Origin of the sequence: Paenibacillus sp. SC116, assembly GCF_024733555.1 — a bacterium.
In the GTDB taxonomy this organism is placed as follows: Bacteria; Bacillota; Bacilli; order Paenibacillales; family Paenibacillaceae; genus Paenibacillus_B.
The window spans coordinates 179,681-194,372 of record NZ_JANIOF010000001.1; the positions used below are offsets into that span (position 1 = coordinate 179,681).

The 14,692-nt window shown below is 46.0% G+C and carries 8 protein-coding genes; 7 read left to right on the forward strand and 1 reads right to left on the reverse strand.

From position 1 onward, the window contains the following. The first annotated feature begins 11 nt into the window (after positions 1-11). The 5 genes from NQ117_RS00625 (at position 12) to NQ117_RS00645 (ending at position 11,400) form a co-directional block, all read left to right on the forward strand. Positions 12-7,238: an amino acid adenylation domain-containing protein gene (locus NQ117_RS00625; RefSeq protein ID WP_258276100.1), complete on the forward strand. Its 7,227-nt coding sequence runs from the start codon at positions 12-14 to the stop codon at positions 7,236-7,238. After that, positions 7,231-7,458 carry an MbtH family protein gene (locus NQ117_RS00630; RefSeq protein ID WP_258276101.1) on the forward strand — a complete coding sequence of 76 codons (228 nt, stop codon included), beginning with the start codon at positions 7,231-7,233 and terminating at the stop codon, positions 7,456-7,458. Before NQ117_RS00625 ends, NQ117_RS00630 begins: the two co-directional genes overlap by 8 nt. Beyond that, positions 7,455-8,912: an MDR family MFS transporter gene (locus tag NQ117_RS00635; protein ID WP_258276102.1), complete on the forward strand. Its 1,458-nt coding sequence runs from the start codon at positions 7,455-7,457 to the stop codon at positions 8,910-8,912. Before NQ117_RS00630 ends, NQ117_RS00635 begins: the two co-directional genes overlap by 4 nt. A gap of 338 nt (positions 8,913-9,250) precedes the next feature. After that, positions 9,251-10,369, forward strand: coding sequence for a FecCD family ABC transporter permease (locus NQ117_RS00640; protein ID WP_258276103.1), 1,119 nt, complete (start codon positions 9,251-9,253; stop codon positions 10,367-10,369). A gap of 2 nt (positions 10,370-10,371) precedes the next feature. After that, positions 10,372-11,400: a FecCD family ABC transporter permease gene (locus NQ117_RS00645; protein ID WP_258276104.1), complete on the forward strand. Its 1,029-nt coding sequence runs from the start codon at positions 10,372-10,374 to the stop codon at positions 11,398-11,400. Between the two features lie 314 nt (positions 11,401-11,714). Here the strand turns inward: NQ117_RS00645 and NQ117_RS00650 are convergent, their stop codons facing one another. Next, positions 11,715-12,314: a DUF2238 domain-containing protein gene (locus NQ117_RS00650; protein WP_258276105.1), complete on the reverse strand. Its 600-nt coding sequence runs from the start codon at positions 12,312-12,314 to the stop codon at positions 11,715-11,717. Between the two features lie 256 nt (positions 12,315-12,570). Between NQ117_RS00650 and NQ117_RS00655 the strand changes: the two genes are divergently transcribed. Both NQ117_RS00655 and NQ117_RS00660 read left to right on the forward strand, forming a co-directional pair. Continuing rightward, positions 12,571-13,248: a response regulator transcription factor gene (locus NQ117_RS00655; protein WP_258276106.1), complete on the forward strand. Its 678-nt coding sequence runs from the start codon at positions 12,571-12,573 to the stop codon at positions 13,246-13,248. Further along, positions 13,245-14,690: a HAMP domain-containing sensor histidine kinase gene (locus NQ117_RS00660; RefSeq protein ID WP_258276107.1), complete on the forward strand. Its 1,446-nt coding sequence runs from the start codon at positions 13,245-13,247 to the stop codon at positions 14,688-14,690. The genes NQ117_RS00655 and NQ117_RS00660 overlap by 4 nt, the downstream gene beginning before the upstream one ends. Positions 14,691-14,692 lie beyond the last annotated feature (2 nt).

The following is a 14,692-nucleotide window of genomic DNA, read 5'->3' on the forward strand; positions in this document are numbered from 1 at the left end:
GAGATAACTCTATGCTTGAACAGAAGAGGGAACACTGGCCCCTGTCTGGCGCACAGGCAGGTATTTGGTTCGCACAGCAAATTGATCCAAGCAATCCGATTTTCAATACGGCAGAATGTGTGGAGATTCACGGAGCTGTAGATCCGATTCGCTTCGAGGCAGCGGTACGTCAAACTGTCATGGAAGCAGAAGCCCTTCATGTTCGCTTTGGGGAAGATGCGGACGGACCATGGCAGTACAGCGATTTATCTTCCAATTGGCCGTTTCATGTAATAGATGTAAGTGATCAGGTTGATCCGTGTTTCGCTGCACAATCATGGATGGAGCATGATACTGCACAAGCTGTGAATTTGAGTGTAGGTCCTCTATTTACGGAGGCACTCTTTAAATTGGCCCCAGATCGCTATTATTGGTATCAACGCATCCATCATATTGTAATAGATGGCTTTGGAGTGTCGCTCCTTATGCGAAGAGTGGCCCAAATTTATTCAGGGCTAGTAAACGGAGACTCTCTTGCGGAAGGGGGATTTGGTTCATTTCGTGCTAGCTTGGACGAAGATATGGCTTATCAAAATTCTGAGAAAATGGTGCAGGATCGGGAATTTTGGCTCCAGCGGTTTGCTGATGAGCCAGAAGTCGTAAGCTTAGGCGGACACGCACAATTAACCGCACGCAGCTTTTTGCGGCGCTCCGCAAAGTTCCCTGATTCACTGCTGCACAGCTGGCAGCACGCAGCCCAACTATCTGGTACAAGTTGGCCGGATGTTATTGTTGCAGCAGCGGCACTGTATGTACATCGTATGACGGGTATAAATGATGTTGTATTAGGATTACCTGTGATGTGTCGCTTAGGATCTTCCTCGCTTCGTGTCCCTAGCATGGTTATGAACTTGCTGCCACTGCGGATTCATATATCCCCAGCTATGAGTTTGGAGGAATTGTTACAGCAGGTCACACGAGAGATCAGAAGTATTAGAAGGCATCAGCGATACAGGCATCAAGATATACGCCGTGATTTGAAGCTGTTAGGGGATAACCGCAGGTTGTTTGGACCGCTTATCAATGTCATGCCATTTGTGGAGGAATTGAATTTTGGAGGACATGTAGGCGTGATGCGGAATATTGCAGCGGGCCCTGTGGATGATCTGACGTTCAACGTGCACGGTAGTCTGGATGGAAAAGGACTAAGCATTGATGTAGATGCCAATCCAGTGATCTACAGTGAAGAAGAAGTACAAGCACATTTGCAGCGCTTCCTTCAATTGTTGAACGATATCGCAGATATAGATCCTGCTGAACCAGTCGGACGTCTGTCCGTCATTTTGCCTGAAGAACGAAATAAAGTGCTGCATGCGTGGAATGATACGACCTTTATCCTTCCGCAAACGAGTGTTTCTGAACTTTTTGAGGAACAGGTTACTCGATCTTCAGTTGCTCCAGCGATCGTTTGCCAAGAAGCTGTACTCAGCTATGACGAGCTGAACAAACAGGCAAATCGCCTTGCTCATATGCTTATTTCACGAGGTGTAGGGCCTGATCGAATTGTCGCTCTTTCCTTGCCGCGTTCCGTGGACATGGTCATTGCCATTTTAGCTGTTCATAAGGCCGGAGCAGCTTACTTACCCATAGATCCAGATTACCCGAGTGATCGGATTATGTATATGGTTGAAGATGCGAAGCCGATGTGTCTTATTACCTCACAAGAGCTGACAGCGAACTTCGTAAATGTTATGGAAGATGACCAAATTGTGAAGCTAGATGATCCGGTGGTCATTTTTAAACTAGCCGCACAAGTGTCTGCGAATCCTGTAGATGCTGATCGAACGGAGCCATTGTCACTACTTCATCCATCCTATGTGATTTATACTTCCGGTTCGACAGGGCGGCCTAAAGGAGTTATGTTGACGTTTGAAGGGCTTGTCAACTTGCTGCTCGATATGCGTGAGCGAATCGCGATAGGTGAGCAGGATCGTTGGCTGTCTGTTACGACTATCTCCTTTGATATATCGGTAATGGAAGTACTTCTGCCATTAATATGCGGTTCGACGCTTGATATCGTATTGAAGGATACGATTCTGGATACACCTGCGCTCATTCGCAGAATGAAAGAGACGGGTACGACAATTATGCAGGCTACTCCTACACTGTGGCAGGCAATCGCTTCTAGTCATCCTGAAAAGTTCGAGCGTTTAAAAGTAATAACAGGCGGCGAAGCGCTGCCGATTGGATTAAAACTTGCGCTGCAGGAACTGAATTGTGAAGTGAACAATCAATATGGGCCTACAGAGACGACTATTTATTCGACTGCCGCACAGTTGGATAATAAACGAGAGAAGCCATCGATCGGCGAGCCCGTTTGGAATACGAAGCTGTATGTGTTGGATTCGTCGTTAACGCCAGTTCCACCAGGTGTTACTGGCGAGCTGTATATTGCCGGCTTGGGGCTGGGTCGTGGCTACTTGGGTCGACCGGACCTGACGGCGGAGCGTTTCATAGCAGATCCATTTGGACCAGCTGGGTCACGCATGTATCGTACGGGTGATCTTGCAAGATGGCAGGACAATGGCTGGATTGATTATTTAGGGCGTGCGGATCATCAAATTAAGCTGCGCGGCTTCCGGATCGAGACCGGCGAAATCGAATCGGTTCTTATTGACCATCCTGCTGTAGAGCAAGCCTGCGTAATCGTACGTGAGGATCGCGCAGGTGATCGCAGATTGGTAGCCTACGTCGTTCTGAACGATACGGATTCGGCAAGCGTAATTGATGCTAATGAGCTTAGAAGCTTTGCTGCCGGGAAATTGGCGGATTACATGGTTCCGACCGTCATTGTGATGCTTGCAGAGCTGCCGATGACACCGAATAAAAAAGTCGATCGCAAGGCGCTGCCTGTTCCAGATCTGAGCTTGATAGCGATTGGTCGCACACCGCGCACTCCTCAGGAGGAGATGCTGTGTACCATATTCCAAGAAGTGCTTGAAATACCGCGTGTCACGATTGACGATGATTTCTTCGCCCTCGGAGGTCACTCGCTTCTTGCAGGTAGAGTGATGGTGCGGGTTCGTGAAGCATTTGGCGTAGAGATGAACATTGGCAGACTGTTTGAAGCACCTACGGTGGGGAATCTTGTGAAGCTGCTTGATCAGGCACAAGTGGCAAGACCAGCTATTCAGCCAGCTGTAAGGACAGGGCATATTCCATTGTCGTTTGCACAGCAGCGTTTATGGTTCTTGTACCGTTTGGAAGGTGCAAGCCCGACGTATAATATCCCACTAGTCGCGCGCCTTTCGGGTGAGATTCATTTGGATGCGCTGCAGGCAGCAGTTATGGATGTAGTTGCACGGCATGAAGTGCTTCGTACCGTTTTCCCAGATGAGATGGGTGCTTCGAGACAACTTATATGGGATGCTGAACAAGCAAGTCCTACACTGATCGTGACCGAAATAGGTGAGGCAGATCTATCAGAGCGGTTGAATAAAGCAGTTCGATACAGCTTTGACTTAGCAACTGAGACTTCAATGCGTGTTGAACTGTTTAAGTTAAATGAGACAGAGCATGTACTTTTGCTGCTGCTCCATCACATCGCAGGTGATGGCTGGTCGCTCACACCAATGACACGGGATCTTTCCGTGGCTTATGCGGCACGCTGTGAAGGAAAAGCACCTATACTGCCGCAATTGCCAGTACAGTACGCAGATTATGCGATCTGGCAGGAGGAATTGCTAGGCAGCTCTGGTGATGAACATAGCCTAATCGCTCGTCAATTGGACTATTGGACAAATGAGCTTCGCTATTTGTCTGAGCAGTTAGAGCTTCCAACGGATTATCCGCGGCCAAATGTTGCGAGCTATCAGGGGGATACGATTTCATTCCACATGGATCGTACTTTGCATCGTCAGTTGAATGAGCTTGCTCGAAGTAATCGGGCCACTTTATTTATGGTGCTTCAGTCCGCATTAGCAGCTTTATTCACCAACTTGGGGGCTGGGTCGGATATCCCAATCGGCAGCCCGATATCAGGTCGAAATGATGATGGTGTGGACAACTTGGTTGGGTTTTTCATCAACACGCTTGTTTTCCGTATTGATGCATCGGGTGACCCACAGTTTGATGAGCTTTTGAAACGAGTGCGTGAAATGAGCTTGGCTGCCTTTGAACATCAGGATGTTCCATTTGAACGACTAGTTGAGGCGCTAAATCCGTCTCGTTCTCGCTCAAGGCATCCGCTCTTCCAAGTGATGCTTGTTCTTCAAAACACGCCAGACGCTGTACTTAAACTGCCGGGAGTACAGGCAAGTCTGCAGCTGCAAAGCGTAGGTACAGCGAAGTTTGACCTAACGTTTGAACTGACAGAACGTAGGGATGCACACGGAGCTCCAGACGGGGTGGATGGACTCCTTGAATTCAGCACAGATCTATTCAAGCGCTCTACGGTTGAAGCGATGACGGAACGTTTTATGCGCGTGTTGCAAAGTGCGGTCAGTGAACCGAGTAAGCACATAAGTAAACTAGATATTTTAACCAAGCAAGAGCGTGAAGATTTGCTTCAACAATGGAGTACACCGATTCCGCTTTCTGAGCAGACGACCATATCAGAGATGTTTGAAGCTCAAGTTGCTCGCACACCTCAGGCCTTGGCTATTATCTACGAAGGAGTATCGCTGACTTACCAAGAACTGAATGAGCGTTCCAATCGACTCGCTCACTTAATAATCGAATCTGGTGTAAGAACCGAGCAAATTGTTGCACTAGCGTTACCTCGTTCGATTGATATGGTGGTTGGTATATTAGCTGTACTTAAGGCAGGAGCAGCCTACTTATCTCTTGATCCTGATTATCCGGAAGACCGACTCACTTATATGATGGAGCATGCTTGCCCTGCATGTCTGATTACAAGTGTACATGTAAGCGATCAAATACCGAATTCAGCAAGCTTGCCTCGTATCGTTATTGATGATATGGAAGTCGCTGCACGCATACAGCGTTACTCACGTAAAAATCCTACGGATGCAGAGCGTCATGGCAGACTTATGCCATTAAGTGCTGCTTACATCATTTACACATCGGGGTCAACGGGCAAGCCAAAAGGGGTACTCGTACCACATCAAAATGTCGTACGTTTATTCGCATCGACAGAACATTGGTTCCATTTTGATGAAACCGATGTGTGGACATTATTCCATTCTTATGCGTTTGACTTCTCGGTTTGGGAAATATGGGGACCTTTGCTGTACGGCGGACGTCTTGTTGTCGTTCCTCATCGCTTAAGCAGAGCGCCAGATGAAATGTTACGCTTGCTCGCTGAGGAAGGAGTAACGGTACTGAATCAGACGCCGTCAGCCTTTTATCAATTGATGCAGGCGGATCGTGAACAGCCTGAGCTTGGGCAGAAGTTGAAGCTTAGATACATCGTGTTCGGCGGGGAAGCCTTGGAGCTTGGTCGATTAGAGGATTGGTACAGCCGACATGCTGACGATGCTCCCCGTCTAATAAATATGTATGGCATTACGGAGACCACTGTTCATGTCAGTTATATCGAACTGAATCGACATAGTGCTGCTCCAGGAGCGAGCAGTCTTATAGGTGTTCCTATACCTGATCTTAAAGTATATGTGCTGGATAATACGCTTCAGCCTGTTCCTTGTGGTGTGACTGGAGAAATGTATGTGGCTGGCGCAGGGCTAGCACGTGGTTATTGGGGTCGTCCTGATTTGACTGCTGACCGATTCGTTGCCGATCCGTATGGAGCGCCTGGAACAAGAATGTATCGAACAGGAGACTTGGCGAAGCGGCTCGCGGATGGCTCATTAGATTATTTAGGACGTTCGGATCATCAGGTGAAAATACGCGGCTTCCGAATTGAGCTAGGTGAGATCGAATCCGTGCTTATACGTCACCCAGAAGTAGCTCAAGTTGCTGTTATTGTGCGTGAAGATCAACCAGGAGATAAGCGACTTACTGCCTATGTAGTCAGCGCAGTAAATACAATTGGCGAGGCAGCAGAACTGCGCCGTCATGCAGCTGCTTCACTGCCAGATTATATGGTACCTTGGGCATTTATATTTATGGACAAGCTGCCTTTAACAACGAACGGCAAACTGGATCGGAAAGCACTGCCGGCCCCAGATGTTACGTTGGATTCGGATGGTCGAAATCCTAGAACACCGCAGGAAGAAGTGATGTGCGAACTGTTCGCTGAGATTCTTAACGTCAAGCGGGTGAGCATCGACGATAGTTTCTTCGAGCTCGGAGGACACTCCTTGTTAGCAGTCCGGCTTATTAGCCGAGTACGTGAAGCATTGGGTAAAGAGCTTAGCATTGCGGTACTCTTCGAAGCGCCTACGGTAGCAGGGCTTATCGATAAGTTGGAAATGAGCGGTGGAAACAGTGCTCTGCAAATTATTCTCCCATTGCGCTCACATGGCGATCAAATACCTTTGTTCTGCGTGCATCCTGCTGGAGGTCTAAGCTGGTGTTATGCAGGTTTAATGAAACATCTCGGAATGAATTATCCTATCTATGGCTTGCAAGCACGTGGTATCGCTCAAGACGAAGACCGGCCACAGTCATTAGAAGAAATGACGGCTGACTACATTGATCATATTCGCACCATCCAGCCTAAAGGCCCTTATCGCGTACTAGGTTGGTCATTAGGTGGCAATGTAGCACAAGCTATCGCGGTGCAGCTGCAAGAAGCGGGAGAGGAAATTGAATTGCTTGGGATATTGGATGCCTTCCCAAGTCATTATTTGCCGATAAAAGATGAGCCAGACGAAGATGAGGCGCTTACGGCATTGCTTGCTCTTGGCGGATTTGATAGAGAGAGCATTGAAGAGAAGCTAGGTGATGAGTCCCTTACGATTGCAGGCGCACTTGAGCTGCTGCGCAATGAAAGCAGTGCATTGGCATCGCTTGAGGTGGACACGATTCTCAATTTGAAGACGACGTATGAGAACTCTGTACAATTGTTAAAAGCGTTTGTTCCGAAGAAATTCGATGGAGACATGCTATTCTTCCACTCGACCATCATCCCGGAATGGTTCGAGCCAATTGATCCAGATATGTGGCTTCCTTACTTAGGAGGGAAGATCGAAAGACATGATATCGAATGCCGTCATAAAGATTTATGCCAGCCAGGGCCGCTTGATTATATCGGCAAAGTTATTTTAAGCAAGCTGGAGGAAGCTTCACATGCAAGACAGACAACTTCTAAAGGGAGTGAACTGATCTATGAGTAATCCTTTTGAACAAGCGGACGGCAATTATCTTGTGTTAATAAATGACGAGGGGCAGTATTCGCTCTGGCCAGCTTTCGCGTCCGTTCCGAATGGCTGGACTCAAGTGGTTGGGCCAACTACGCGTGAAGAGTGCGTCGCCTATATTAACGACAAATGGGTAGATTTGAGACCGCGCAGTTTGTATGCGAAGGAAGAACTAATTGTGGGAAGCAAGCAATGAGTGCTTGGCTAAATCCGCGAAAAGTAATGTGTATCGTCTATGTAGCTGCTATGTTTGTCGTCGCGATGGACGCGACGGTGCTAAACGTGGCGCTGCAAACGATCAGCCAAGAACTTAATGTACCGCCAGCTGCATCTGGCATTCTCAATGTCGGCTATTTAGTCAGTCTTGCCATCGTCTTGCCGATGGCGGGGTGGCTTGGCGACAGATGGGGGACGAAGCGAACCTTTTTATTGGCGCTTGCTATTTTTACTAGCGCCTCTGCCTTGTGCAGCTTTGCTCAAGACTTAACGACATTGACGATCTTTCGTGTCATCCAAGGGATTGGCGGAGGCTTGCTTACGCCAGTAGGAATGGCGATGCTATTTCGAACGTTCCCTCCTGAAGAGCGTGCGAAAGTATCGCGATCACTCATTCTCCCCATTGCGATAGCTCCTGCTATTGGGCCGATTGTGAGCGGAATGCTGGTTGAGCATTTTTCATGGCGTTGGATTTTTTATGTAAATTTGCCGATCGGCATACCCGCATTATTGTTTGGACTATTGTTACTGAAAGAGCATAAGCAGCCAAATACGGGGAAATTAGATGTGCCTGGGTTTCTATTGTCGGCACCAGGTCTTGCACTCCTTATGTATGCGCTAAGCCAAGGTCCTATACATGGTTGGAGTTCACCGGCAGTGTGGGGAGCAGGAGCAATAGGAATCATCCTGCTGTCTGTGTTAGTAAAAGTAGAACTGAGCGTTAGCCAACCACTGCTGGATTTGCGTTTGCTGGGCAATCGCTTATTCCGAACGACTGGACTCGTTTCCATGTGTGCTTCTGCAGGTTTGCTAGGTATGTTGTATGTGTTTCCCTTAATGTATCAAAATGCATGGAATGCCTCCGCTTTAGATACGGGATTAACAACATTCCCAGAAGCGATCGGGCTCATGATTGCATCCCAGTTGGTGCCATGGACGTATCCAAGGCTTGGACCGAAACGTGTCATGGTCATTGGGTTTGTAGTAACTGCACTCATATTTGTCACGCTGAGTATGGTAGATGCGAATACGAATCCATGGTTTATTCGAGGTTTGTTGTTTAGTGTAGGTATTTTCCTTGGCCAGACGGTGGGCTCAGTACAAATTGCTGCCTTTGCAACGATCCCTCCAGCATCGATGGGGCGTGCAACGACCTGGTTTGCGGTACAGGGCAGACTTGGTCCTGCGATAGGGCTAGCTGTTCTTTCCGGAATTCTAGCATTTGTCGGCACAAGTACGGTGAATGCTGCTGGAACGATCGAGCCTAACTTGATAGCTTATCGCATAGCTTTGCTTGCAGCTGCTGGCTTTCTAATTTTAGGAGCTTGTGTGGCTCTATTCATTCGAGACAGCGATGCGGCTGCTACAATTCGCAAGCCAGTTAAGCAAAGCGCGTCCAAGAAGCCAGAACAGCCCGCAGCTGCTGAAGGGTAAGCACGCCGGTTGGTAAACGGATTGATTGAGGCAGTATGGAAATGAATGAACGAATGGACGAATGAACAAACGTCATAGAATGGAGGCTGTCTTGATTGAAGTCAAGGCAGCTTCTTTCGTGCTTCCTACGTATATTTTTGTACCTTCTTTTCTATGGAGAAGCACTCTCGTATCTCCGTGTTGAAGTGGATACTTTATTATAAAAATTAACTGGTTTCCATTCATAAATCGTTACTTAGACACATTGACTATTTTGGCGATTGGAATAAAATGATAAATAAAACCTAAATGAAAATGATAATCAATATCAAAATGGGTAAGTGTGAAGGTGGATAGGTATGGGTCAAAAAGCAAATTCGTATTCAGACACCATTGTTTCAACACCAGTGAAAGCAGCAAGCTCCACAACTGCAGAGACTGTATCAAGCATCTCAAGGCATGCCGGTGGAGCTCATAATCGCTCACGTCCGTGGGCGGCAACATTTATTCTTATAGGCGGGCTTCTTGCACTGCCGCTTGGTATGGCGATCTCGATTTGCTTTGGCGCCGCAAATATAGAATTTGCCACAGTATGGAATGCTATTTTCAACTTTGATTCGAATGTGAGCCAGCATCATGTTATTCAAGATGTTAGACTTCCGCGTATACTTGGAGCAGCTATGATAGGTGCATGCTTTGCTGTTGCGGGGGCAATGATGCAGGGGATGACTCGAAATCCACTGGCAGACTCAGGGCTGCTCGGTCTCAATGCCGGAGCAACTTTTATGCTGGCTGTTTGTTTTGCCTTTTTTCCAAGTTTGCCTTATAAATTTTTGATTTTGTTTGCATTTTTAGGTGCTGGAATAGCAGTCGGCATTGTATATGGGATAGGATCGCTTGCTAAAGGTGGTCTTACGCCTGTAAGGCTTGTGCTGGCTGGCTCTGCGTTAACTGCCCTGCTATCTGCCGTCAGTGAAGGAATTGCGCTGCAATTTGGCATTGGGCAGGACATGGCCTTTTGGTATGCTGGAGGTGTTTCAAGTACGGAGTGGTCTCAACTTAAAATTATGTTCCCGTGGGTATGTGCAGCTTTAATTGGAGCTATTTTGCTATCTCGATCGATCACGATATTAAGTTTAGGAGAAGATGTGGCAAAAGGACTAGGCCATCATGTTCGTAGCATACGTGCCGCAGGGATGGTCATTGTTCTTATCTTGGCAGGCACAGCTGTTTCGGTCGTAGGTGCCGTTGGTTTCGTGGGTTTGATTGTTCCACACCTCACACGATATTTGGTAGGGGTCGATTATCGTTGGATCATTCCATGCTCAGCTGTGCTTGGCAGCTTGCTTGTTGTCTTAGCTGATTTGGCAGCACGTATGATTAATCCTCCTCATGAGACTCCGGTAGGTGCGCTTATCGCCTTAATCGGGGTACCGTTCTTTCTGTATTTGGCACGTAAAGAGAGGAGGGGAATGTAGGCATGAATCAAGTCTATTTCGAATTAGCAGACCAAATGAAACGTAGACGCTACCGAATTATTATGACTGTAATCGCGATTTGTATTGCAGTTGTATTTATTATTAGTATGAATACAGGCCATATTCGATTGTCTCCTATGGAACTGCTGCGAACCGCAGTCGGTTCAGGAACAGATAGACAGGAATTAATATTATTTGAATTTAGACTTCCTCGTATGGTTATGTCGATCTTAATAGGCGCTGGACTGGCTGTAGCAGGTACGATTATGCAAGCTGTTACTCGCAACGCGCTGGCAGATCCGGGAATTATGGGGATTAATGCTGGAGCGGGGCTAGCAGTCATGCTGTTTATATCTTTCTATGAAATGAATAGTCAGGCTTCCATTTACATAATGCCGCTCGTTGCTTGGGGCGGAGCAGGTTTGGCAGCAGCACTCGTATTTTTATTATCCATTAAAAAACACCAAAGTTTATCGCCGACACGTCTGTTATTGACTGGTGTAGCGGTAGCAGCAGGTATTAGTTCTGCTATGATCGTACTCACCCTTAAACTTAACCCAGATAATTATCAGTTCGTAGCCACATGGTTGGCAGGAAGTATGAAGCATACGACTTGGAATTATGTATTAGCTCTACTTCCATTTATTATCGTGATCATGCCGTATGTATTTTACAAATCAAGAATGCTGAATGTACTGAATCTTGGGGAACAGACAGCGACTGGATTAGGTGCTCATGTATCGAAGCAACAGCTTGTTATACTTGCTGCGTCTGTTGGTCTTGCTGGCACTTGTGTAGCGGTAAGCGGCAGCATTGGCTTTGTCGGCCTTATCGGTCCACATCTAGCTAGACGTCTCATTGGACCGAAACATCAATTTCTTCTGCCAACCGCGGCCGCGGCAGGAGCGCTGCTTGTTATTGCAGCAGATACAATTAGCCGCAGTTTCTCTAAAGATGTACCTACTGGTATCGTAGTAGCTATTATCGGTGCACCGTATTTTTTATACTTATTGGCTAAATCCAAATCGTAAGAAATGAAAATGAGAGTGTGAAATTAACACTTATCGTACGTGGAACAATTTATGATAAGGCTGTATATCGTGCTATTAAATAAAGAGGCTGTATATCCTAGCTAGATGTTAGGATATCAGCCTCTTTATTTATTCAAACCCGTAAAACTTCTTAAATCATAAACAGAGAATCCACGAAAATATAGGGTCGCTCTTATCTCTATTCCAATGTTCAGTTGTTCATGTAGTGGGTAGTATAGCTGCATTTTGCAGCTTATGTTACTCCATGTGTTACACCATGACCAGTCATAGGTATTCTCCGTTTCACGTAGTTGCTATTTCGAATCAAAGAGAGAATTCGGGTCTTTTTTTACTTTACACACAAGATAGGTAGCAGTAGCGATCGCGCCGACGGTTCCACATATAATGTCCAGCATCGTATCGTACAAACTGCCATTTTGAGATTTGAACCCTAACAAGCCATCAACGGTGAACTCATAGATCTCCCATACGCCAGCCATTGCTACTGAGAAGAAAAAGGCAAACCAGATTGCAATGGAAGGGGCAATTTGGCTGTGATGACGACGTATCTTTTTCCCAAGGATAAACAGTCCGACGAAACAAAGGATGACCCCTGAGAGCAGATGCTCGATTTTGTCCAAATGCGGTATGACACCATACATATTGAACAAATTAGCGATTAGCATGGCAAGCGCAATAAAAAACAGAATCGAGAAGCGCAGAGCAAAGGGAAGATCGCTTTTTGTCCATTTGATAAGCCCGCGTAGAAGCAGCAGCACGACAATAATCAAAGCGGACTGAAACACTTTCCCGCCATTTCCGATCACCAAATAATAAACAAACGCTACCGAACAAATCACGTATAAACTAAGTTCAAAAAAGTCGTTGAATGTCAGTTTCTTCTTTTGCTTCATATGTGAATCACCTCGTTATTAAATTGTTACCCAATAAATGGTTGGATATTAGTATGCGGACGGATAACAACACGTGTGATCCAGCTATTCCGATCAAACTTGCTTGACTAAAAAATGCTTATGTACACAACTAAACGAATGAACATAGATGATAAGGATTCTCAATATAGCAATACTGATATATACTACAGCATATAGAAGATGATGTCGAATACCGATGTCAGGTTGTACATGAGCGTAAGGAAGGGAATCCATAATGAAAAGAATATTGCTTATTGAAGACGAGAAAAACTTATCACGCTTTATTGAGCTAGAGCTGCAGCATGAATCGTTTTCTGTAGGCACTGCTTCTAATGGTCAAGATGGACTTCAACTCGCAATGAAGGATTACTGGGATTTGATTTTGTTGGATCGAATGCTGCCAGGTATAGATGGACTTGAGGTGTGCCGACAGATTCGTGCGCATCGTAAAACACCGATCATTATGATAACGGCTAAGGATCGTATTGCTGATAGAGTGGAAGGATTGGATAGTGGTGCGGATGATTATATTCCGAAGCCATTTGCCATTGAGGAGCTGCTAGCACGTATCCGTGTTGTGTTCCGAAGACAGGAGGAGCACGATGAATCTCCGTTTGTTCAATTAGTATTCAAAGACCTTAGCATTAATCTAGATTCGAGAATCGTGAAGAAAGGTGCAGCTGAAATTGAATTAACAAAACGAGAATATGCACTGCTTGTAGCATTGATGGAAAATACAAACCGTGTGCTGAGCAGGGAAATGCTGTTGAATAAAGTGTGGGGCTATGACGCGGTCGTTGATATGAACGTTGTGGACGGGTATGTAAGATATTTGCGTAAAAAAATAGATACGCCTGGTCAGGATAGCTACATTCAGACATTGCGCGGTATTGGCTATGTGATGCGCAAATGAAGTTGAAATCAAACACAAGCATATTTTCGCGAATGCCCATTAAGTTGAAGCTTACGCTCTGGTCATCCTTCATATTATTTGTCCTATTTATGGCCTACAACGCCGTTCAATATGTATATATGGAAAAATGGATGATGGATCAAGAGAAGGTAAAGATTCAAGCGAATATGAACCAACTGCTGAATGAGCTTCTTGAAAATGAGTATGCACTGCAGAACAAAGCGCATGCTAGCATTCGCCAATTATTTTATAAGGTGAATGCACCGAACCAATTGATACGGTTAATGGATCAGCACGGGGAAACGATCGTTACGGTATCAAGCCATGTATCTGATGAATGGTTGCAGCCTCATCCGGTAACGAAGTCAGAGATCGTATTCACGGAAGTGGATGGACAGTCGTTGCTAGTGATGAGAAGTCCGATAACCGTATTTCAATTTAACGGTACGATTGAAATGGTGAAGAGTATGGATGACTTTACGCAGCTAAGTACTGCATTTGCTCAAATGATGTTTATTTTCGGGATAGGTGCAGTGGCGCTGTGTGGACTTGGTGGTGGAGTATTGGCTTGGCAGATGTTAAAACCTATTCAGTCTATGGCACTCACGATACGTAAGGTCAAGCAAAAAGGATTGCAGGAACGGGTTCCGATTCAAAATAAGGGCGATGAGGTGGGCAAACTCATTCTTCTGTTTAATGACATGATGGATCAAGTAGAGCAATCTTTTCATCAACAAACGCAATTTGTAGAAGATGCATCGCATGAGCTGCGCACACCGATCGCGATTATTGAAGGACATCTAGGACTGCTGCAGCGTTGGGGCAAGAATGATCCAGCTATCCTTGAGGAGTCTCTGCAAGCGTCTATGCAGGAACTGCTTCGCCTGAAAGGACTTGTTCAAGAGCTATTGGAGTTGAACCGTGCAGAGCATCTTGATGGAGAACCGTATCGTACAATATCCAATCTTGGCGAAGGGATCCAATTACTTATTCAGAAGCTCGTTCTCATTCATCCTTCAATTCAATTTGAAAACGAGGTAGCATCCGTGATGGATATGCCTCTCGCTATGGGAGAGCAGCATTTTGAACAAGTGATGCTCATTCTATTAGATAATGCGGTTAAGTACTCATCCTGCGATGCTGTTGTTCATATTAAGGCATTGGCGCACGAAGATACGGTGCAGCTTGTCATTAAAGATAAAGGAATAGGTATTCCGGAGGGACATCTTCCCTATGTAACGAATCGGTTCTATCGGGTAGAGCGAGCGAGAAGCCGTGAGCAGGGTGGGAATGGGCTCGGATTGTCCATTGCGAAACGGATTATAGAGAAATATGACGGCAAGCTAATGATTCAAAGTGAGTACATGAAAGGTACGTCTGTGACCATTTCATTACCGATTGCATCACGAGGCAAGTCACCTGAACGACAACGAAAAGAATGAAA

Excerpts from the sequence above, each read along its gene's own strand:
- NQ117_RS00630 (WP_258276101.1), top strand. The coding sequence starts at position 7,231 with ATGAGTAATCCTTTTGAACAAGCGGACGGCAATTATCTTGTGTTAATA.
- NQ117_RS00660 (WP_258276107.1), top strand. The coding sequence starts at position 13,245 with ATGAAGTTGAAATCAAACACAAGCATATTTTCGCGAATGCCCATTAAG.
- NQ117_RS00650 (WP_258276105.1), bottom strand. The coding sequence starts at position 12,314 with ATGAAGCAAAAGAAGAAACTGACATTCAACGACTTTTTTGAACTTAGT.
- NQ117_RS00655 (WP_258276106.1), top strand. The coding sequence starts at position 12,571 with ATGAAAAGAATATTGCTTATTGAAGACGAGAAAAACTTATCACGCTTT.
- NQ117_RS00635 (WP_258276102.1), top strand. The coding sequence starts at position 7,455 with ATGAGTGCTTGGCTAAATCCGCGAAAAGTAATGTGTATCGTCTATGTA.
- NQ117_RS00645 (WP_258276104.1), top strand. The coding sequence starts at position 10,372 with ATGAATCAAGTCTATTTCGAATTAGCAGACCAAATGAAACGTAGACGC.
- NQ117_RS00640 (WP_258276103.1), top strand. The coding sequence starts at position 9,251 with ATGGGTCAAAAAGCAAATTCGTATTCAGACACCATTGTTTCAACACCA.
- NQ117_RS00625 (WP_258276100.1), top strand. The coding sequence starts at position 12 with ATGCTTGAACAGAAGAGGGAACACTGGCCCCTGTCTGGCGCACAGGCA.